Source organism: Polynucleobacter sp. IMCC30063, assembly GCF_021395235.1.
Classification (GTDB): Bacteria; Pseudomonadota; Gammaproteobacteria; order Burkholderiales; family Burkholderiaceae; genus Polynucleobacter.
In genome coordinates this window covers 106642-128437 of the sequence record NZ_JAJVCQ010000003.1, presented here as the reverse complement: position 1 = coordinate 128437, position 21796 = coordinate 106642, and the positions used below count along the sequence as shown (strand labels likewise).

Below are 21796 nucleotides of genomic sequence, written 5' to 3'. Positions count from 1 at the left end.
ACGAATCAAGACTTAGCTATATTTACCTATAAAGGCTTTGCAGCACCTTTTCGAGGCGTTTAACTGACATTGGCATAGGAGTTTTTAATTCTTGAGCAAACAGGGCTACCCTGAGCTCTTCTAATTGCCAACGAAAATCTTGTAAACGCGCGTCTTCATCTAAAACATAAGATGCGCCCCCTTTCTGGCCTTGAAGTAATTTTTGCCAAGGCCTCGCTAAGGCCTCCCACTCTCGCTGAGCCTGGGCATCGCGCACCGGATTAGCGCGTAATTTATCAAGACGTAAAATAATGGCTTTTAAATAGCGGGGTAAGTGCACTAATTGCGTATAGGGCACGTCATCAATGCATCGCGGAAAAATCAAACCCTGAATTTGCTGGGTAATATCAGCATGAGCGCTAGCAGAAAGGGCTTTTGCTTGCGCTAATTTTTTCTGTACATCGGCGTGGGCTTCCAAGGCGACTAAGAGATGGCGGGCAATTTCTTGGGCAATTAAAGTTAGCCGTGGCTTGCCTGCTTGCAAACGCGCTTGAAATTGCTCATGATTATTCGGCAACAGTTCTGCCATGAATGCTCGTTCAAGTGCTAAATTCAGAATCTGCTCCATGATGCTCTCTACCGTACCAATTTGCATAAATAACAAGCCAATTTCACGCGCATGGGGTAATTGTTTTTGCAGGGCTTTTAGGGTATCGCGTTGACTCAGCGCAAATAAACGGCGTAAACCGAGCCAATGGAATTTACGTGCCTCAACTACATCATCAAATACCGCTAATTCACAAGATTCCCCGCCATCGACTAAGGCAGGATAACCAAACAGGGTTTTGCCTCCTTTTTGAATTTCTAAGGTCTCTGCCAGTTCGCCAAAGTCCCACTGGGTATAAGTGCCAGAGCTAAGGGCTGTACGAGAAAGGGCTGATGGCGCCAGCGCAACGGCCTGAAAAGCAAGACGGGCGCTATTACCAAACTCAGCTTTTAAACGCGGCAAGTTACGCTCTAATTCTAATTGCCGACCGTGCTCATCCAGTAAACGAAAATTCATCAGCAAATGCGGCGCTAACGCTTCAAGACGAAAATCGCTACGCTTTACCTCTAAAGACTTCACTTGACGTAAATCCAAGATCAAGCTATCGAGATAATCGCCCTTACCAAATTCATCCGCTGCTATCCTACGCTCCAAAAAATCCTTAGCGTAGTCAGCAATTGGTACGCAATGACGCCGCAACTTTTGCGGGAGCGACTTGACTAGTATTTGCGTTTTCTCTTCGCACATCCCAGGTACTAACCACTCACAACGACGACTATCTACTTGATTCAATAGCGTTAAAGGCAAAATTAAGGTCACCCCATCTTTTGGGCTAGCTGGCTCAAAGTGATATGACAAAGTAAATTCAGTGCCCCCCATGACTAATTGCTGAGGATATCGATCGACCGTTATTCCTGCAGCTTCATGACGCATTAAGTCGGCTTTATCTAAACGTAAACTCGCTTCAGCAGTAGCCGTTTTTTGTAGCCAAGCTTGTAAACCAGGGCGACTATAAATTTCCGTCGGTATACGTGCCGCATAAAAAGCAAACAATAGTTCATCGTCAACTAGTACATCTGGGCGACGCGAGCGATGCTCGAGCGCCTCAATTTCCCGCACTAAACGGCGGTTATGCCAGAAAAACGCATAGTTATGAGGATAGCGCTTTTGCGCCTCTATTTCGGTTTCTTTCGCCAGTGCCGGGGTATCTACCCGCCCAAACATCTCCCCTTCAACCAAGGCTTTTTGAATAAATAATTGACGGGCTTCAGCTTGATCATGGGGAGCAAAAGTGACTTTGCGGCCATGGTAAATCGACAGCCCATACAAGGTACCGCGTTCATGCGCCATGACTTCACCTTGACGACTATCCCAGAAAGGGTCACTTAAAGATTTGACCAAACGGTGTGCGCCCACTTGTTCGACCCAGTGTGGCTCAATTTTGGCAAGCGTGCGGGCATACATCCGTGTGGTTTCTTGTAATTCACCTGCCAAAATCCATGCCCCGGCCTTTTTTCCCAAGCTTGAACCGGGCCAAATAAAAAGTCGAATTCCGCGTGCGCCCAAATAGGAGCCTACTTTAGTATTTGGCGTGGTGGTCTTATCACTCTCTTCTTTTTTAGCTACATGCCCCAATAAGCCGGTTAATAAAGCTAAATGAATTTGCTCATAAGTCGCCGGTATCGTATTTTCACGCCAACCCTTTTCGCCTAACATAGTATGTAGCTGGCCATAAACATCTCGCCATTCACGTAATCGGCGGGGGGATAAAAATTGACTTCGACATAAATTTTCTAACTGTCGATTAGAGTGCTTATGATGTAAGGCATCTTGATACCAATTCCAAATTTTTAAATAATTCAAAAATTCAGATTTAGGGTCAGCGAAACGTTGGTGCGCTGCATCGGCAGCAGCTGCCTGCTCCAACGGTCGATCGCGTGGATCTTGGGTCGCTAAAGCAGAAACAATAATAGTAACTTCTTTTAAGGCCTGATGATCTCGCGCCGCCAGTAGCATGCGCCCAACTTTTGGATCTAACGGTAATTCTGTTAATTCACGCCCTAAGGCAGTAAGCTTAATTTCACCTGCTTGAGTACCATCTTCAGCGCTCGTTTCAATCGCGCCTAATTCATCTAGCAATTGCATGCCATCGGCTACTGCTCTGCCCAATGGGCGATCTAAAAAAGGAAAATCATGAATACGCGGTAAATGTAAGGCGCTCATGCGTAATAAAACTGCTGCTAGCGAGCTACGCAAAATTTCCGGATCAGTAAATTTTTGCCGCCCCAGAAAATCTTCTTCACTATACAGGCGCACACAAATACCATCTGCAACCCGACCACAGCGGCCTGCACGTTGGTTGGCAGCGGCTTGTGAAATGGGCTCAATTTGTAATTGCTCCACTTTATTACGATAGGAATAGCGTTTCACTCGCGCTAAACCGCTATCAATCACATAGCGAATATTGGGCACCGTTAAAGATGTTTCAGCAACATTGGTAGTTAGAATAATGCGGCGTCCATGCCCTGTTTGAAATACCCGCTCTTGCTCTGCCACCGATTGACGCGCAAATAAGGTTAAGACCTCGGGATGAAAACGCTGTTGCAAATGGGGATCTTTGCGTAACACTTCAGCACATTCGCGAATCTCCCGTTCGCCTGGTAAAAATACTAACGCGTCCCCAGCACCTAAAGCACCCTCACGCCATAAATCATGAATCGCCTCTGCTACACCCTCGCTCAAATCCTTTGTTTCCTTTTTGCCTGCGCCCTCTAAAGGAAAATACCGTTGCTCTACTGGAAATAAACGGCCGCTCACTTCTATAACTGGAGCGGGCATTTCATTAATAGCGAAGTGTTGCGCAAAACGATTCGCATCAATTGTGGCCGAAGTAATGATCACTTTGAGATCTTTACGTTTGGGCAAAAGTTGCCGCAAATATCCCAATAAAAAATCAATATTTAAACTGCGCTCATGGGCCTCATCAATAATAATGGTGTCATAAGCCTTTAAGAGTGGATCGCGCTGCGTCTCAGCCAATAAAATGCCATCCGTCATTAATTTGATTGAAGCGGTAGAGCTAGTCTTATCGGCAAAACGTACTTGATAACCCACATCCTGACCCAATGGGGAATGTAATTCATGCGCAATGCGTTTGGCGGTTGCTGTGGCAGCAATACGGCGGGGCTGCGTATGGCCAATTAAACGCCCTCCATTAGCACGTCCCCGACCAAGCGCAAGACAAATTTTGGGCAGCTGAGTCGTTTTTCCTGAGCCAGTCTCGCCGCAAACAATCACCAATTGGTGTTCTCGCAAAGCTGCCATAATCCGCTCACGCTCACCTGAAACTGGCAATTCTTCGGGAAACTCAATCGCAAGAAGGCAAGCTTTGGCCTCCTCAGAAGTGTTGGAAGTGGACACAGGTAGAGACTCTGGGTTGAATTTTGTTTGGTTTATCGGCTTCTGCACCCTATAATTTTCTCACTATGAACGCGAATCCACCTAAGCTCGACCAAAACCGGCGCGACTTAGCCGCCACTACCCAGCAAACTTCGTCATTAAACCTGGCTGCAATCCCTGCGGGCACTGATTTCCCCTTTGTTGCTTGGCTCCGCGATGTTGCGCCGTATATCCATAGTTTTCGTGGAAAAACCTTTGTCATTGCTTTTGCTGGCGAATTGGCCCAAGAAATTGGCTTAGAGAGCCTAATCGAAGATATTGCTATGCTGCACGCCATGGGCATGCGGATTGTCTTGGTCCACGGCATTCGCCCGCAAATTGAAGAGCAGCTTAAGTTGCGCAAAATTAAAAGTAAATACGGCAAAGCCACCATGAGCGCATACCGCATTACTGATGCTGCGGCCTTAGAGTGTGTAAAAGAAGCAGCTGGTGAATTACGGCTAGATATTGAGGCCGCTTTTAGCCGCGGCTTGCCCAACACCCCCATGGCAGGTTCACGCATCTCAGTTATTTCTGGAAACTTTATAACTGCTATGCCTTTTGGCGTAGTTGACGGAACCGACTTTATTCATACCGGCTTAGTCCGCAAAGTCGATGCTGAATCCATCAATCTCTCGCTTGATAGCAATAAAATAGTTTTGCTCTCGCCGCTTGGTTTTTCGCCCACTGGCCAAGCATTTAATTTATCGTATGAAGATGTCGCTGCAGCGACTGCTGCAGCCTTAAAGGCTGACAAAATTTTATTTCTAACGCCCTATCCCGCTCTGCGCGATGAGCAGCACGAACCCATAACTGAATTGTCGCTGGAGCAATTAAACACTTATGTGAATAGCCATGCCGAATTACTCCCCGGTTTTCGTAGCTTACTGAATTTAGCCGCACAAGCTGTTAAAGCTGGCGTCAACCGCGTACATTTTTTACCTGCCAATCGCGATGGCGCGCTTTTGGAAGAGTTATTTACTCACGATGGTATTGGCATGATGCTAGCCTCCTCCAACATTGAAAATTTACGCGAAGCCAACCAAGATGATGTTAGCGGTATTTTGCAGCTCACCATGCCGCTTGAAGAAGAAGGTATTTTGGCGCCCCGCGGTCAAGATGTGATTGAGCGCGATATCGCGCGGTTTTCGGTTATCGAGCATGATCGGGTGTTATTTGGTTGCGCTGCGCTCTTCCCTTTTCCGAATCAGGTTGGCGAGCTCGCTTGTTTAGCCGTTGATAGCGAAGTACAAGGCTCGGGTGATGGAGAGCGCCTCCTCAAGCATATTGAAATGAGAGCAAAAAATGAGGGTATCACCAAGCTTTTTGTCCTCACAACCCGTACCGAACATTGGTTTTTAAAGCGGGGCTTTGTGCGCGCCACAGTCGATGATTTACCCATCGAGCGTAAAGAAATTTATAACTGGGATCGTAAATCAATGGTTTTGATTAAGAACGTCTAAAATTGATTTTCTCTCGATATTGGTATTAAAAGAAAGGTTTTTTCATGGTACGCATGGTTCAATGCATCAAACTCAATAAAGAAGCTGAAGGTCTTGATTTTGCTCCTTTACCGGGCGAATTAGGGAAGCGCATTTGGCAACAAGTGTCAAAAGAAGCTTGGGCTGGCTGGCTTAAACACCAAACAATGCTGATTAATGAAAATCGCCTGAATATGGTCGATGCCCGCGCACGCCAATACCTCTTAAAGCAAGCTGAAAAACATTTCTTTGAGGATGGCGCTGATATGGCTACTGGCTATGTGCCACCGCCGCCACCCCAGTAGCGCTCCCGACTAAGAGTAAATCAGCTTTACGTTGGGCAAAGAGCCCAACACTAACGACTCCAGGTATTTGATTAATCTGCAGCTCTAATTGCACGGGCTGATTAATTGATAAACCGTGCACATCCACAATCCAGCCACCGTTATCAGTCATAAAAGGTTGACCTGTTGTGCCAACCATGCGCAAATGGCCGTCACCACCTAAAGCAGCGATCGTACGTCTAATAGAAGGCTCTGCCATGGGAATAATTTCCAGCGGCAAGGGAAAGCGGCCTAATACAGCAACTTGTTTTGAGGCATCACAAATACAGATAAAGCGCTTGGCCATTGCCGCAATAATTTTTTCACGCGTTAAAGCGCCGCCACCCCCTTTAATCATGTGGCCCTGAGGATTAATTTCATCGGCCCCATCGACGTAGACTGGTAAATCAGCTACTTGATTGGTATCAAAAACATAAAAACCTTGCTGAATAAGGCGCTGCGTACTGGCTATCGAACTTGAAACAACGCCAGCGAAGTGGTTGCGATGCGGTGCTAACAAATCAATAAACCAATTGGCAGTCGAGCCTGTGCCAATACCCAAACACTGTCCAGCGGGCAGCTTTAAGACTTCGTCACAAGCGGCTTGAGCCACTAAGCGTTTTAATTCTTCTGGATTCACGTCCGCCTCCCCTCTGAATTCATTATGATATGTCAAAAGAAGATAAATACCGATGAATAGCCTCGATCAACTTAAACAGTACACCACCGTTGTAGCCGATACCGGCGATTTTGCACGGATGCGCCAATTTCAGCCGCAAGATGCCACTACCAACCCCTCTTTAATCCTGAAAGCCGTGCAACAAAGTGCTTATGCAGATTTGGTTAAAGGAGTTCAGCAAGCGCATCCACAGGCAAGCGCCACCGAGCTCATGGACCATGTTTTAGTTGCTTTTGGCTTAGAAATCCTCCAAATTGTGCCAGGTCGGGTCTCAACAGAAGTTGACGCCCGACTATCATTTGATACCTCCGCAACCATCGCCAAAGCACGTCATCTCATTGCCCTGTATGCAAAACAAGGTATTGATCAAGAGCGCGTATTAATCAAATTAGCTGCTACTTGGGAAGGCATTCAGGCCGCTAAACAACTGGAGGCTGAAGGTATTCATTGCAATATGACCTTATTGTTTTCCTTAATTCAAGCAGCGGCTTGTGGCCAAGCCAAGGCAACCCTTATTTCTCCATTTGTGGGGCGCATAACCGATTGGCATAAAACCCGCTTAGGAACGAATTGGGTGGATGCTACTCATGGCGGCGCCAGTGATCCTGGCGTCAATTCTGTTAAACGTATTTACCGCTATTACAAACAATTTGGTATTCAGACAGAGGTGATGGGAGCGAGCTTTCGCAACATAGGGCAAATCATTGAGCTAGCCGGCTGTGATCTGTTAACCATTAGCCCAGAATTACTGTCTAACCTACAAGATAGTGCCATACCCGTCGTACGCCAGTTACATGCAGAAGCCCTGAATGACTTATCGGCTACTGAACTCAACACGAAGGAAGCCGCATTTCGTTTACAACTCAATAATGATGCCATGGCGACTGAAAAACTCGCCGAAGGCATTCGCAGCTTCTGTGCTGATATTGAAAAATTAGAACAATTACTTAAATAAGAGCTAAGCGTTGTCTTACTGCCTCAAATAAACAAACCCCACTGGCAACGGAAACATTTAAGCTTTCGACCACGCCCTGCATCGGAATACGCACCAACTGGTCACAGTTTTCGCGCGTCAATCGCCGCATACCATCACCTTCAGCGCCCATCACAATGCCAATTGAGCCAGTTAAATCAAGATCATAAATTGATAACTCGGCCTCTTCATCGGTACCAATTAAGGTAATACCCATTTCCTTTAACTCTTTCATACTGCGCGCTAAATTTGTTACTGGAATTAAAGGTACTACCTCTGCTGCACCGCTGGCAACTTTAGTAACCGTCGCATTTACGTGCGCCGAACGGTCTTTGGGTACCACAACCCCGTGTACCCCTGCGCCATCCGCCACTCGCAAACAGGCGCCTAAATTATGCGGATCGGTAACGCCATCTAGAACTAACAGCAAAGCTGGTCCCTCGATACCATCTACTAATTCAGGTAATGTTCTCGCCACAGTCATTTTGTCTGCTAGCGCCACAAGGCCTTGGTGCCGATCATGCCCTGCCAAGCTATGTAAACGCTCAGAATTGGCAGAATGCAAGCGATCGCCTAATAATGGTGTTGCTTGTTTTAAAAAATCACCCATACGGCGATCACGGCGCGCAGGATCGTAATAGACTGCAAGTAAACTTTGGGCGTCTAAACGTAAGCGGGTTTGAATTGCATGAAAACCCAAAATGATATTTTTCACTTACGCTTACCTTTACGCACTGGCGGCTTATTACCAGCGGGTTTATGGGCTCCGCGGCCTTTTGCTTTATGCTTGCCGCTCTTGGTAGCAGCCTTACGATTGGCTCCATTCGCGCTACCAGTCGCCGCGCTAATCGCGCTTCCTTGTGAGCCTTTAACAGGCGCTTTACTATCGGGACGGGTTTTTTTTGAAGCTGCTTTTTTATGAGGGCGCCCAGTATCCGCAGCCAACATTAAATTACGGGTCCGCGAGCCACCGCCCTCTGCGCCAACCGACTTGACTAAACTAAACTCAATTTTGCGTGCGTCCAAATCAACTCGACTTACTAATACATGTAGTCGATCACCAAGACGATGACGAATACCTGTGCGCTCGCCGCGTAATTCTTGGCGAGCCTCATCGTATTGAAAATAATCACCGCCCAATTCTGTCACATGAACCATGCCTTCAACAAAAAGATTCTCAAGTTGAATAAATAAACCAAAATTAGCTACCCCGGTAATCGTGCCAGCATATTCTTGCCCTAAATGATCGCGCATGTAATAACATTTCAGCCAAGCCTCAACATCACGTGAAGCCTCATCTGCACGGCGCTCATTAGCTGAGCAATGGACCCCTAACTGACCCCAAACAGGCAAACTCAAGTGCTGTCCCTTTGCACCCTTATCACCTTGTGCACCCTTAGGCCCTTTGATTCCTTTGGACTCTAAGCGAGATTGCACTGCCTCACCATGCGATTTTTTAGCGGCTACGGCATTCGCACGAGCAGTGCCTTTGCGAGGTAAGGTGAGATTCAGGGGCACCCGCTCTGGCAGAGTTGGGTGATAGGTTTTTTTCTGCAAAATGGCTTTGATCGCCCGATGCGTCAATAAATCAGGATACCGCCGAATCGGGCTGGTGAAGTGGGCGTAAGCAGGATAAGACAAACCAAAATGCCCAGCATTTTCAGGCTGATAAACTGCTTGTTGCATGGAGCGCAAAACCGATGATTGCAGCATCATTGAGTCGGGCCGCGGTTTAATTTCCTTAATTAAGCGCGCAAAGTCTTTGGGCTGTGGTTTATCACCCCCCGCTAAGCTAAGGGCTGAGGTACGCAAAGCTTGCCTTAAGGTGGCTAGTTTTTCTGCAGAAGGCTCTTCATGCACGCGGTACAAGCTATAGTGATTATTTTGTGCCAATAAATCAGCAGCGCACACATTAGCTACCAACATACATTCTTCAATCACTTTATGGGCTTCATTGCGGATGCGTGGCTCAATCCGTAAAATCTTGCCTAATTCATTACTAATAATTTGGGTTTCAGTGGTCTCAAAATTAATCGCCCCGCGCCGTTCACGCGCTGCATCAAGAATCTTATATAGTTGATATAAATTACTTAATTCAGTACGAAATGCTGCGAAACGAGCTGCTTCTGGCCCCTTCGAATTACTTAAAATTTCCCACACGGTGTCGTAAGTAAACCGCTGTGCTGAATGCATAACTGCTGGATAAAACTGATACGCCAAAACAATGCCCTGTAAATCGACTACCGCATCACACACCATACATAAACGATCGACTCCAGGATTTAATGAACACAAGCCATTGGAGATTTTCTCTGGCAACATCGGAATCACGCGCCGCGGAAAGTATACCGAGGTCGCTCGTAATAAGGCTTCATCGTCCAGAGCACGATCAGGTTTGACATAATGCGAAACATCAGCAATAGCCACAATTAAGCGCCAGGCTTTCGACTTTCCAAACAGGGTCGGCTCGCAATACACCGCGTCATCAAAATCGCGCGCATCAGCACCATCAATTGTCACTAAAGGTATGTCGCGCAAATCAACTCGACCCTCTAAATCAGCTTGCAGAACACCGTCAGGTAATGCGGCGGCTTCTTTAATAACAGCAGCTGAAAATTCATGAGGCACCCCGTACTTACGTACCGCAATTTCAATTTCCATCCCAGGGTCATCAATTTCACCCAACACCTCTACCACCCGCCCTACTGCCTGCCGATAACTATCGGGGTAGTCAATAATTTCTACGCTGACCACTTGGCCTAACTTAGCATTTCCTTGGCCCTTTGGGGGAATCAAAATATCGTGGCCAATCCGCATATCTTCAGGGGCCACAATCAATACTCCGTTTTCATTCAGCAAACGCCCAATGACGAGGCGGTTAGCATGCACCAGCACTTCGACAATTTGCCCCTCAGGTCGACCCCGACGATCGACTCCAAGCACTTTTACATTTACGCGATCGCCATGCATCACCCGTGACATTTCGCGTTCCGATAAAAAAATATCTTCGCCACCATCATCCGGTATCACAAAGCCAAAACCATCACGATGACCTTGTACTGTGCCAATCCGATCGGCCTCGCGTTGCACTGAAGCTTCAGTCTTACGCTTGCTTACTTTCAACATGCATTTCTTTCAAATCAAGATTAGAGTAAAAAATAACCAGATACCCCCTATAATAGAGCCCATTGCCCAGATGGCGAAATTGGTAGACGCACCAGCTTCAGGTGCTGGCGATCGAAAGGTTGTGGAGGTTCGAGTCCTCTTCTGGGCACCACCGAATTTCCGATTTTTAATAAACTAAATTTGACGTGCTGCGTCAACAAAGCTCAACATCGAAATCTGCTGAAGTGCCTCGTTGATTTCTTCCTGATATCTTACTAATTTTTCTGGCGTAGCTGTGGCATCAACTACTTTACTGGCTTGATGCAGGGCCTGTAACTTGAGATTCCAGGCAGCCAATGCTAAGGCTGGCTCCCATTCGGCAATCTTGCGTGTTTGGCACTCTTGAATTAATGGCGCTAAAAATGGCACTAAATCGGCTTCTTTCTTCACCCCTAAGACCATCTCAAGCAGCTCAAGACGCGCTCTAAATTGATCGCGTGCACTCCGAGTATTATCAATATAGGCTTGAAAAATGCCTATGGCTGCTTCCACTTGACCAGCGCCTAAACTCTGGCTTGCTGCTTTCTTCGAAACTGCAAGGCTATCTGAACCGCCTCCGCCGCTACGTTGATTAATACAATCGGTTAGCCAACTTTGGGTAGCAGCGTCTGCAAAAGGCGTCTTTTGGCCACCGAATGTGAGTGATTCAATGCCAGGTAATCGTTTCACAAAGGCTAATACTTCATCAATTACTGCCTCCTGCATCGCTACAGCCGGAGTACCGAGAGCGCTATAGGCCTGAGCAGACTGGTGGTCTAGATCTAACCAAAAGGGGTATTGGGTAATACGGGCCTCACAAAATTCAATTGTCGCCTGGGGATTTGTACCGGCGCTTACTGATTGCAGCATTTCAATTTCAGATGGAGGTGGCTCAGGAATTAATGTCGCCCCAGCGGTAGCGGGGGGCAAAGCTAAGATGGCACCACGCGCAGCAAAGCGAATTAAGCGCACAGATAAGGGGTTATAGGGATCGAGCTTAGTCAATACCTGAGCAACATCACCAATATAAGGCTGCACAGAAGATAGGGCATTCTCAACATCATCTAACGTATTAAGTGTTGCGGCACCTTTTAAATTTGCTGGCGCACTGGCTAATGATGCACCAGAAGTATTCGCAGTATTTTCGTTGGAGTTAGGCGCAGAATCTGCATTGGAAGATGGATCTGCGCTTACCACTGGATCGGCAGCAGGTGACGGTTGCGAAATCACCGTTAAGCTATTTAGTGCCCGAATAAAGTCGCCTAAACTAGGTGCATCAGGATCCTTGTCTGCCAGATTTTTATCAAGTGCATTTGCCCCTTGATTCAAGCCATCAAATAATTCTTGGGTGATGGGTGAAAGTGTTCCGCTGGACAAAAATAAATTAGCTCGATCATTCCACCAAATAATGGCATTTCGCCTACCCCGAATACGATTCAGCGGCGGAAAAGATGTATCCCAAAACTTGTCAAATAAGCCATTAAACAAGCTCAAACCAGCTAAAAGGCCATCTAAACCTTGTTTTTCAAGCCAGGCAGAAGCTAGCCACCCTGCTACTAAAAAATCTTTGGCTTGTTGCGTGAGCACCTCGGTCGAAAGGGTTTCAATTTTTCCCCAATCGGGTGCACCTACATCCTTGGCACGCGTTAATTTATCAACCTCTGTAGCAATAGAGGTGTAATCTGCACCCATACGACAATCTTCACCGGCAGGATGCTCGGCGGAAATGGGTTGTAATAAAGCTTGAAAATCAATTGGCATAATTAATAAGGGCAGTTAGCAACTTTATCTGGAATGACTGGCTTGGATTTGCTGTTCATTAAAGCAGCAAGCTCGGTAGCAAGCTTTTTCACCTGTCGATCTGCCACAGCTTTTTCTAATTTTGCCTTCTCGGCTTTAATTTTTGCTAGTTCAGTAGTTTCTTCTTGATATTGTTTAGCTGCTGCAACAAATGCAGAGGCTCCCGATAACTTAAAAAATACATCAATTTGTTTAATTCCAAGTTGATCCAAAGCCACAGCTTGCTCAGGGAATTTCTTTGTTAAAAAAGTTTTCTTACCAGTTTTAAATTCATTTAAAAATTGACTAAACCCAAATTCGCCTGACCAAACTTTCGTCAAAGTTTGGTCACCAACAAAAATCTGTAATTCGGTATCGCCACAAGTATTAGCCTTCCAAAGAAAGCTTTGTGAAATAGAAAAATTCAGTTGAGTGAGCCGTTGTTGTGAGCTTCCGCAACTTAAGGTTATAGCAGCACCGAAGGGCAGGCTTTTCGCCATCGTATTTGCCTGTACCGGCAAAGAATCAATTTTAATAGTGAAGTTAGTCTGGTTAAACTTGGTTTGATTTTTATCAATATCCTGAATGCGCCCATCAATTTCTTTAATTTTTACGTCATCTCTGGTATTGGCCAGCTTATCCTCTAATTCGGCCTTTTTAATCGCGGCGTCGCGCGCTCGCTTGTCACTTGCTGCATTATTTAAAAAAGGAATAAAGTTTGCGTCCCAATCTAGAGACCAACCATCTACTGAGGTGTTAATAAAATCAGCACCGCTGATGGTTAAAAATGGCTTAGCAGTTTTATCAATGAAGGTCCAAAGTGTCCCCTGCTCGCCGAAGGTTTTTTGAAACATTTCAGCCTCAGTGGTAGCTAATTTAGTGGGATATATGATGTTGCTATTCCAAGCAGACTGCATAGTACAAGACGCCTGGTTATAAGCATAGGCAATAGTTGTCTTTAATGCTCCTTCCAACAAAACCCAACCGGGCTCGTTCCAGGGCTGATTTTTTACGCCCACCTTATCTTCAAGCCGTTGCAAAGCCTCTGTAGCATCCCGCAATATTGAGGTTTTAATCATTGGATCAACCCCGAAGCCACTGAAATTAATCGCCAATCCTCCAGCATTGCCTGGCGATGAAATTGCAGCAGTTAGAACTTTATTAAAAGCATCTGCATAGGTTTTAAATAGAGTTCTACTTTCTGAGATGTCTTTTTCCTGAGTACCTTGGTTGGAATTATTTAACTTTGAAATAGCGGCTAGTACCTTTAATTTACTAGTAATATCGCCAAAATAGGATTCGGTTAATGCTGATTCCTGCAAGGTTTGAATGAACTCAATGCTCGATACCCAGCCAGGTCGATTTCTAATGGACCCAGAATTAGGGTATTCAAGCAGAATGTGATTTGATAGACGCGCATAAGGGCTCTTTGGCCCCCCAAGAGTACTTAGTATTTCTTGCCAGGCGGCATTTGTTACCAAAAAATCTTTGCCGGCATCAAAACCCAGTAAAAATTTACGCCATTCAGCCTCTCTTTGAATTTGATAGGCCTTCTCAAAACGACTAATTTCTTCGCCGTAAATTTTATTTAATATGGGCTCGGCATTCATTCGAGCAAAGAACTGCTGAATCGCCGTCCACCCTTGAATTGTATATGGTCCAAATATTTTTTCGCCCTGAGGCTTGCTAGTCGGAACCCAATAGTCGCTTAGCCAAATATCAACTACGCTAGGTTGTAAAGCGGCCCAAGGCATAACCCACATTAGCGATTTATCACTTAAAGCAACTTTTTCTAAAAATTTCCTTACATTACTTAACTGCTCGTTGAGATTGCCCTCCTGAGCCAACCAATAAATATAATAATAAAATAAATTATTAACGACATTAACTTGTTGTAATGAAATATCAGGATAAAGAAAGGTGATTGGTTTTGCACTTGGTATAGGAAGCAATAAAATTTTCTGCAGAGAATCCCCGTCCATCGCGGCCTCAAGAATTTTAATGCGCCCCAAAAGAGAATCGAGAGTGATCCCAATTAAAGCGGTATTGATAGCTGGGGTATCTTCATATAAGCCTAGAAATTTCTTACCCAATATATCGCGCTCAAAGATTTTATAGGTTTGCACAAAACGGGTTTTTATATTTTCTTCAATGCCGCTAGTTGTTCCCGAAAAAGGTAAGAAAATATTCCAGCCACTGATTTCTCGATTTAAATTCCATTCAACAAATGGTTCCATCCCAATAATTGTATTTATAAACGTGTTTGCCGAGTCGGTTGCTTTAATGGGGGGCGGTAATTTCATCAGCTTAAGGTGATGCATACTTTCTGCTTGGTAAGAATATCCTACCAATAGCCAAACTACTAAGGCTGAGACACCTGAATAATAACTAAACCACATTAATTTATGGCGCTGTTTAATGGATCGCTCATATGAAGTTAAGGGTTGAAATATTCGATCCCTTAAAAGAACATCATTTAATACCCCAGAGCCAAATGCTAAACGTGGTGCATCTGATTGCTTATCAATACTAATACCTGCTTTTTCTAAATCAGCCGATAAAAATAAGCCTCGATAAATTGGCGCCTCTAAATAATTCGAGGCGCTAAATAAGCCTAAAATAACGCTATCAAGTGCTTCTTGTAAATTCAGCAGATCATGAGAGGCCATAAGGGCACTATTGCCTGGTTCAAAACCATCGGCAGCACTTCGCATAGCTAGCCAAGGCAAATAACGCGTAATTTCTAAAACTGACTCTTGTGAAGAAGTATTGGTGATAGCCAATTGATCAATGGGCAATAATGCCCCAGCCGGCTGTGCCAAAAGACTTTCAGGTAGAACATTAATTAAAGGGGCGAAGCCAATCAAATCTACTTGGGTTAATACCATATATACTGGCAAGCGCTTTCCAGATAACCCCATTAAATCCGCAATACGACGTCGAATAATTTGAATGCCTTGATAAGTATTGCCTGCTTGAGGTCCAGACAATTCATCAGGCGAAACACAAACAACCACCGAGGCAATTTGATGTGTATTCACATCAGCAGTGATGCTAGCTAATAAACTATTCCATCCGGCATCGCATGACTCAGTATTAATATCAGGGTCAACATGCTTGCCTGAAACCTCAATCATGATTCCAGCCTCTAAAAATGCAAGGCGGCAAGATTGCGTTGGGGTAATTACTACATCAGGATTAGTTTCGCCCACATGCGATCCAAAGCTGCTCCGTTGCAGTAACGTACTCTTTCCCGAGCCCGTCATCCCAAAGATAAAATGAATTTTGTGCGGGCCTAAAACGGCCTGCTGAGGTACTTTTTTACCAAATAAATAGGTAATACCCGGAATTACCGATAAAAACTCAATGCGATTTCTTTCCAGCGTATCAACTAAATTCTGATGAAGTCTCGCTAGAATCTTTTGAGTCCAATCAAAATCGAGGAAAAAACGCAAACGATTGCCATTAAGAATTTCAACTATATAGTTATCTAACCAAACAATAAATGCTTGAACATGTGGCAAATCATTGTTTAGCGTCAGCTCTTCTTCGTAATGAAAATTTTTGTCTTGATTATGTTGTGCTGTTAATAATTGCTGAACGCCAGCCGCCCAGTCTGGATCAGCACTAACCAATTCGGCAATAGGTAATTGCGTTCTAAGTCGCTCAGCTGCACGAAATTTAACCCATGCTTTGCGCGCAAGGAAAAAGGTTCCCCATCCGAATAAAGTAACTATGGGCCATAAATACATGCTGCCTGGGGGCCAATCTAAAAAGACTTGAAAAACCCATCCCAAAGCAAGCAAGACTAAAACTAGCAGCAAAATAAGAAAAATATGAAAAATTTTCTTTAGCATAATTAATTAAACATTTTTAATACAGCTGTAGCTTGATTTTGTAAAAATAAATACAAAAATAAACTGAGTGCAATAAGAACAATAACTGTGTAGGCAATTGGCTTAAGCACCTTAGCATCTAAAGCGATCAGCTCAGGCTCTTTAGCAAAATGGCTAATAGTAGCGAAAGTTTCAGCTTTGGGATTTTGTAGGCCTGTATACACTAACGATACTTCAATCGCTTTCTTCCTCTTGATCTCAAGCTCTTGTATTTCTAAATTAAAGACATACTTACCCTTAAAGCCTTGCGCCAAACACAGTGCATAGACATCATGCGCAATCATCGTGTCGCCAAATAGGGTATCTAACTTTTCATAAAATAGTTCGCCACCTAAATTGGTGTTAAAAAACTCTTTTTGTAACAAAGTATTAGACCAAATCTCAGAAACACCCTCCCATTCCGCATTCATAATTTGCTCGTCAGCCCAAACACAAACTGCAAACAAAGCTGCACTAACCGCATCTTTTTCAGTGCCAAGATGACTAGCGCTAGCTTGAGCATTTTTAACGCCCTCGCTTAATTCAATAAATAATTGCTCAACTGTTAACGTTTTAGACTCTATTGCAACAGTAACTTCCACCATAAAAAGTGAAAAAGGCTGCGCAAAAATAGCATGTTGTTCATATTTTGATGGGTAGCGCGTCATAAACCCATCACCTTACTGGGCTGAGAATTACTAGGCGGTTGCGCTCCATTAAGCGTTGGGTTATCTTTGTTTGGAGACTCAGCCTCATCATCATCAGTATTCGATTTGATTATGGATAAATCGACGATGGACGTTTCACCTAAATTCATCGAAAGGTTTAGAGGCAAGGCGCTACCCGAATAGGTATGCTCAAACCAACCTTTCGAGCTTATCTTCACAGGTATTTCATACATCCGCACGCGTTTATCTAACAAAGCGTTAAAGTAACCAGCATAAATAACAATGACTTGCGCGTCTTTTACGCGCCCAATCGTGAGCGTATCTGCTGCACTGGGTTGAATCACATAGCGATCTACCGACAGTACTGCATTATCAGTTGGTGGAATTCCTGATAATAATTTATCTAAATCAGGACTACTTTTTGATAAGGCTAAAGCTGCTTTAGAGGAATTTAGTTGCACCACAGCAAGCGCTAAAGTATGCGGCAGATTGGATACTAAATTGAGCCTAGCTGGCGCCACCAACTTAAGACTGATCCCATTGCGATCACTAGTGTAGTCAGCATTTTTTAATGCATCTTTTTTCGAATTTGAAGCACACGATGAAAATAATAAGGCGAAGCAAAAAAGCAAACTTATTTTGAATAGAGGCGTCAAAACAGCGATTTCTCGAATTAAGCTGTTTTGGCGGCCTAAGGTCATTGGGCTGTCTTTATAAAGGTATATTGATCGGCACGCAGACTTATTATGCTCTAAAGTAAACAATAAGCGCTCGCGCGTGCTTCGGTAAATCAAGCCAATTCAAACAGATAATGCCTGCAGTATTTGCCTCTTGCCACAATGGATCTTTATTATCAATCGCCCATACATAAGCGCCCATCCCTTCTGCTAAACCATAAGGAATGCGGTTTAGACGCTCCAAGAAAACGCCCGGGAGTGCACGACTGACGATGGTTTCAATGCGAGACAAAGGCGCCAACTTCGGTGGGCCAGCTTGCAATAATTCTGTTTCTGATACTTCCTGCAAAACCAAGTAAGCAAAATGTTGGCCAACTCTTGCTGCGCTTGGAACCTGGGCCTCAAACCAACCACCCCGGTGATGAAAGACTGCGGTGCTATCTGGTCCAGCACGTAATTGCTCCAATAGACCCGTCAAAATATCTTGAATCCGCTTAAATGAGCGGCAAGGGTCTTCAATTTCCCAAGCAGGCATGTCAGGAAAACTCAAGCCACCTGAAGAGCAAAGACGGGCAGCAAGTACCAAAGTTACCTCATACAAAATAGCAGGCTCAATATTTAATAAAATGCGATGTTGCATTTCTGTGATGGCTTGGGCTAAATCAGCCTGTACAAGGCGATCTCGCAGAAAGCCGGGCTCAATTGAATCACTCGCCAATCGCCAAGGATGCGCAAGTTTGGATAGTTGCGCTAAGTTGACTTTTAAAATATCGACCAAGTCATTTACTTGATTCTTAAGAATGTCATATCCCCCTATTTGCAGGCAAGGCGGGGCATAATTCGGGTCCAAACTAACGGTATTATTCTCAACCACTAGATACCCAATGGTTAAGAACGACATATCTTTGGCGGTCTCGATCTCATCACCAATCAGATAGCGACCACGAAACCAAAGGCGGTCAATCGCTAAATCTGGGCTATCGTCAAATAAATCAGGCAATACCTCAGGGTATCCGGGCGTCTCAAAACGGCCATCGTGCGCTGCCGTGGCTACAGCCGGCAAACCAGGCGTAATTTTTGGCAGTGCAAACACAACCCGATAACTACCCTCTTTACTGACTAAAGATCGAATATCCCGATCAGGCAAACGTGAATTTTGCCTAATATCAATCCATATACCCTCAGGCATTACGGCTTGCAAAATAGAACAGGATAAAAACCCCGCACTTAAGCGCTCTTTGGAAATTGTTAAGGCAGAAATCCCATAAGGCTGGCTTCGAGATAAGCCAAAAAGCCTTGCATATGAAGTGCCGTGATATTGGTCGCTATATTGAAAATGCTGCGGCTGGAGAAATATCCCCTGATGCCAATAAATTGGGTGTGAAAAGTTCATTTAGCGTATTCAGTGGCAATAAATTTTTGAATTAAATGGTGCAAAATAAGAAATTCTCCATATGATATATGCATTTATGCCCTTTTCATATAACTTAAAACAACGCATCTACCCTCAAAAAAGCTGTGGACAAAGTAATTTTGCATTATTTTGGTGCAAAATATAATTATCCTCATAATTTAACTAAAAATTGCCTTAAATTCGCCTTGCGGGTCGATTTCTAGGCTAACTAAGGATGGCTGCACATCATCAGCCATGCCTAACAATAGGGTGTTTGACAATAAAGGCAAAATTGCGCCTTTTAATATGAAGTCAATATTGCGAGCCCCGGTTTCAACCTCGGTGCAGCGTCGAGTAATTGCTTCGATAACCCCCGCACCAAGCTCTAGCGTAATGCCATTATTTTGATGCAAACGCTCAGCCAATTTAGCTAACTTTAGGCTCACAATAGAACGCAAGACCTCTTCAGGCAGGGTCAAAAATGGGACTACCGTCATCCGCGCCAGTAATGCCGGCTTAAAGTGCTGAGACAAAATAGGACGAATAGCTGTTAAAACTTTCTCGGTACTTGGCGGATATTGATGCGCACATAGCTCAGTAATTTGCTCTAAGCCCAAATTACTAGTTAAGAAAATAACGGTATTGCGAAAATTAATTTCGCGTCCCTCTCCGTCAGATAAAACGCCCTTATCAAACACTTGGTAAAATAAATTCACCACATCAAGATGGGCTTTCTCAACCTCATCTAGCAAAACAACAGAATAAGGCCGTTGACGCACTGCTTCAGTCAAAACGCCGCCCTCTCCATAGCCAATATATCCAGGAGGTGAGCCTACCAGACGACTAACAGAATGTTTTTCTTGGAACTCACTCATATTTACCGAGATTAAGGCCTGTTCACCACCAAACATCAGCTCGGCAATCGACAAGGCAGTTTCAGTCTTGCCTACGCCCGATGGACCAACAAGCAAAAAAATCCCCATTGGTTGGTTGGGGTCACGCAAACCAGAACGTGCTGACTTGAGCGTTTCCGCTATAAGCGTTAATGCAGCAGATTGGCCTTTGATACGCTCATTTAAATCTTGCTCAAGCTGTAATGCATTGGCAGCTTGATCGCGCATCATTTTTCCTAGTGGAATTCCAGTGCGATCAGATACGACTTTAGCAACGGTATCAGGCCCCACCTCAATGTGCACCAGCTTTTCTGTCTCTTGTAATTGAGCTAAAACTTTTTCTGCTTGTTCAAGTTGAGAAGTTAGATCAGCCAGTTTTACAGAATCAACGGGTAAAGCAAGCTTTATAACGCCAACTTCTTGACGCAAAGAAATAAGCATTTGTGCCGCTGCCATTTCATTTGAAAAGAGGTCGCAAAATTTTTCTAGTTCACTTTGAATAGAAATTTTTTCAGAGCTAATTTCAGCCAGTCGGCCCTTCTTAATAGGTAGGCGATTATCCTGATCTCGCTCTATTCCCTTTTGCTCGAGCTCAAGCATTTGCAGGGTGCGCTCACGATCTTCAATCATCGCGGGCTTAGAAGATAAATTGACTTTAATTCGAGCGCACGCAGTATCAAATAAGTCAATTGCCTTATCGGGCAATTGTCTACCAGTGATATAGCGATGAGACAATTCCGCGGCTGCTACTAAAGCGTCTTCGCGCACAATAACCTGATGCATCGCTTCATAGTGAGGTTTTAAGCCGCGTAATATTTGTACGGTCATCGCAACAGTGGGCTCATCTAATTTGACCAACTCAAAGCGCCGAGCTAAAGCAGGGTCTTTCTCAAAATACTTCTTATATTCCCCCCAGGTGGTAGCAGCAATAGTGCGTAGCTCACCACGCGCTAATGCTGGCTTCAATAAGTTGGCAGCATCATTAGTTCCTGCAGCACCCCCTGCGCCAATTAAGGTATGAGCCTCATCAATAAATAAGAGTACTGGACTTGTAAAGGCTTTAATCTCATTGATGACGTTACGCAAGCGATTCTCAAACTCTCCTTTTACTCCGGCACCAGCTTCAAGAGCACCCATATCAAGGCCTAAAATTGTTGCGCCCTGTAGCATATCGGGAACATCCCCCTCGACGATGCGTAAAGCAAGTCCTTCAATGACTGCGGTTTTCCCTACTCCGGGGTCGCCAACGCAAATCGGATTATTTTTACGACGCCGAGCTAAGATGTCTACAATTTGCCGAATTTCATCATCCCGTCCAAACACAGGATCAATCTTGCCTGCCTTTGCCTTTGCTGTGAAGTCATCACAAAAGCGATTAATTGCCTCACGACCTGGACTAGTCAATTGAGTTTTGTCATTAGCAGACGAACCATGCAACGCTTTTGATCCACTACTTTCGATAGAATTGGGCGCAACCTGGCGTAATAATTCAATGATTTTTTCCTGACTTAAGCCGCGGAAAAGAGCAAAGTATTTATTATTTCCAATTAGGTGATTACGGGCAATAAAAGCCGCCAATAATGCGCCTGAGCGAATTTTGTCGTCATTCAATTCAACCGAAGTAATAAGCCATGCATCTGCAAAAAATTCAGGTAACAATGGTGAAAATTGGGGTTTGCCCCCATTACCAATTTTCATTACTTCAATTTCACTCTCAAGCTGACGAATAAATTCATTGCCATCTAAATTTGCTTGTTTAAATATTAAACGCATGTCGCAGTATTGTTCATCCATCAAGCGCAGCATAAAATGTTCAGGTGTAATCTCATAATGAGTACGATTTAAGCAATTTACAGCGGCAGCTTCGAGAGAACTGCGGCAAGCAGAATTCAAGCGCTCTACTAATGATTTCAGATCAACTACTTGCATTCTGCATCCAGGGTATAA

At 44.6% G+C, this 21796-nt stretch carries 13 protein-coding genes and 1 tRNA gene; 4 read left to right on the top strand and 10 right to left on the bottom strand.

Annotated elements, in window-relative coordinates:
• Positions 1-22 precede the first annotated feature (22 nt).
• A complete protein-coding gene (hrpA, locus tag LZG75_RS07085) occupies positions 23-3946 on the bottom strand; it encodes an ATP-dependent RNA helicase HrpA (RefSeq protein ID WP_233936764.1) in 3924 nt (1307 codons plus the stop codon).
• Between the two features lie 65 nt (positions 3947-4011).
• On the opposite strand from hrpA, the gene argA reads away from it, so the two are divergent.
• Positions 4012-5427: an amino-acid N-acetyltransferase gene (gene argA, locus LZG75_RS07080; RefSeq protein ID WP_233923687.1), complete on the top strand. Its 1416-nt coding sequence runs from the start codon at positions 4012-4014 to the stop codon at positions 5425-5427.
• Between the two features lie 44 nt (positions 5428-5471).
• Positions 5472-5750, top strand: coding sequence for an oxidative damage protection protein (locus tag LZG75_RS07075; protein WP_233923688.1), 279 nt, complete (start codon positions 5472-5474; stop codon positions 5748-5750).
• Here LZG75_RS07075 and rpiA read toward each other — a convergent pair.
• Positions 5716-6408, bottom strand: coding sequence for a ribose-5-phosphate isomerase RpiA (gene rpiA / locus LZG75_RS07070; RefSeq protein WP_233923689.1), 693 nt, complete (start codon positions 6406-6408; stop codon positions 5716-5718). The genes LZG75_RS07075 and rpiA overlap by 35 nt on opposite strands.
• Positions 6409-6460: 52 nt before the next feature.
• Between rpiA and tal the strand changes: the two genes are divergently transcribed.
• On the top strand, positions 6461-7402 hold the full coding sequence (gene tal / locus LZG75_RS07065) for a transaldolase (RefSeq protein WP_233923690.1): 942 nt from the start codon (positions 6461-6463) through the stop codon (positions 7400-7402).
• Here tal and rlmB read toward each other — a convergent pair.
• A complete protein-coding gene (rlmB, locus tag LZG75_RS07060) occupies positions 7395-8135 on the bottom strand; it encodes a 23S rRNA (guanosine(2251)-2'-O)-methyltransferase RlmB (protein ID WP_233936753.1) in 741 nt (246 codons plus the stop codon). The genes tal and rlmB overlap by 8 nt on opposite strands.
• Positions 8132-10546 (bottom strand): ribonuclease R, encoded by a 2415-nt coding sequence (gene rnr / locus LZG75_RS07055; protein WP_233923692.1) that lies wholly within the window; start codon positions 10544-10546, stop codon positions 8132-8134. The genes rlmB and rnr overlap by 4 nt, the downstream gene beginning before the upstream one ends.
• Positions 10547-10610: 64 nt before the next feature.
• Between rnr and LZG75_RS07050 the strand changes: the two genes are divergently transcribed.
• Positions 10611-10697, top strand: a tRNA-Leu gene (locus LZG75_RS07050).
• 23 nt (positions 10698-10720) lie between these two features.
• Here LZG75_RS07050 and tssA read toward each other — a convergent pair.
• The 6 genes from tssA to tssH all read right to left on the bottom strand — a co-directional run bounded on the left by tssA (position 10721) and on the right by tssH (position 21778).
• Complete coding sequence (tssA, locus tag LZG75_RS07045) at positions 10721-12325, bottom strand: type VI secretion system protein TssA (RefSeq protein ID WP_233936749.1); 1605 nt, start codon at positions 12323-12325, stop codon at positions 10721-10723.
• A gap of 2 nt (positions 12326-12327) precedes the next feature.
• Complete coding sequence (locus tag LZG75_RS07040) at positions 12328-16200, bottom strand: type VI secretion protein IcmF/TssM N-terminal domain-containing protein (RefSeq protein ID WP_233936738.1); 3873 nt, start codon at positions 16198-16200, stop codon at positions 12328-12330.
• A gap of 2 nt (positions 16201-16202) precedes the next feature.
• Positions 16203-16886 carry a DotU family type IV/VI secretion system protein gene (locus tag LZG75_RS07035; RefSeq protein ID WP_233936735.1) on the bottom strand — a complete coding sequence of 228 codons (684 nt, stop codon included), beginning with the start codon at positions 16884-16886 and terminating at the stop codon, positions 16203-16205.
• On the bottom strand, positions 16883-17542 hold the full coding sequence (locus LZG75_RS07030) for a type VI secretion lipoprotein TssJ (RefSeq protein ID WP_233936732.1): 660 nt from the start codon (positions 17540-17542) through the stop codon (positions 16883-16885). The genes LZG75_RS07035 and LZG75_RS07030 overlap by 4 nt, the downstream gene beginning before the upstream one ends.
• A gap of 88 nt (positions 17543-17630) precedes the next feature.
• Complete coding sequence (gene tssK / locus LZG75_RS07025) at positions 17631-18956, bottom strand: type VI secretion system baseplate subunit TssK (protein WP_233936730.1); 1326 nt, start codon at positions 18954-18956, stop codon at positions 17631-17633.
• 179 nt (positions 18957-19135) lie between these two features.
• Positions 19136-21778 (bottom strand): type VI secretion system ATPase TssH, encoded by a 2643-nt coding sequence (gene tssH, locus LZG75_RS07020; RefSeq protein ID WP_233936718.1) that lies wholly within the window; start codon positions 21776-21778, stop codon positions 19136-19138.
• Positions 21779-21796 lie beyond the last annotated feature (18 nt).

Bases quoted from the DNA above. Each gene is read 5' to 3' on its own strand.
- argA (WP_233923687.1), top strand. From the start codon at position 4,012: ATGAACGCGAATCCACCTAAGCTCGACCAAAACCGGCGCGACTTAGCC.
- LZG75_RS07075 (WP_233923688.1), top strand. From the start codon at position 5,472: ATGGTACGCATGGTTCAATGCATCAAACTCAATAAAGAAGCTGAAGGT.
- tal (WP_233923690.1), top strand. From the start codon at position 6,461: ATGAATAGCCTCGATCAACTTAAACAGTACACCACCGTTGTAGCCGAT.
- rnr (WP_233923692.1), bottom strand. From the start codon at position 10,546: ATGTTGAAAGTAAGCAAGCGTAAGACTGAAGCTTCAGTGCAACGCGAG.
- tssA (WP_233936749.1), bottom strand. From the start codon at position 12,325: ATGCCAATTGATTTTCAAGCTTTATTACAACCCATTTCCGCCGAGCAT.
- LZG75_RS07040 (WP_233936738.1), bottom strand. From the start codon at position 16,200: ATGCTAAAGAAAATTTTTCATATTTTTCTTATTTTGCTGCTAGTTTTA.
- LZG75_RS07035 (WP_233936735.1), bottom strand. From the start codon at position 16,886: ATGACGCGCTACCCATCAAAATATGAACAACATGCTATTTTTGCGCAG.
- tssK (WP_233936730.1), bottom strand. From the start codon at position 18,956: ATGAACTTTTCACACCCAATTTATTGGCATCAGGGGATATTTCTCCAG.
- tssH (WP_233936718.1), bottom strand. From the start codon at position 21,778: ATGCAAGTAGTTGATCTGAAATCATTAGTAGAGCGCTTGAATTCTGCT.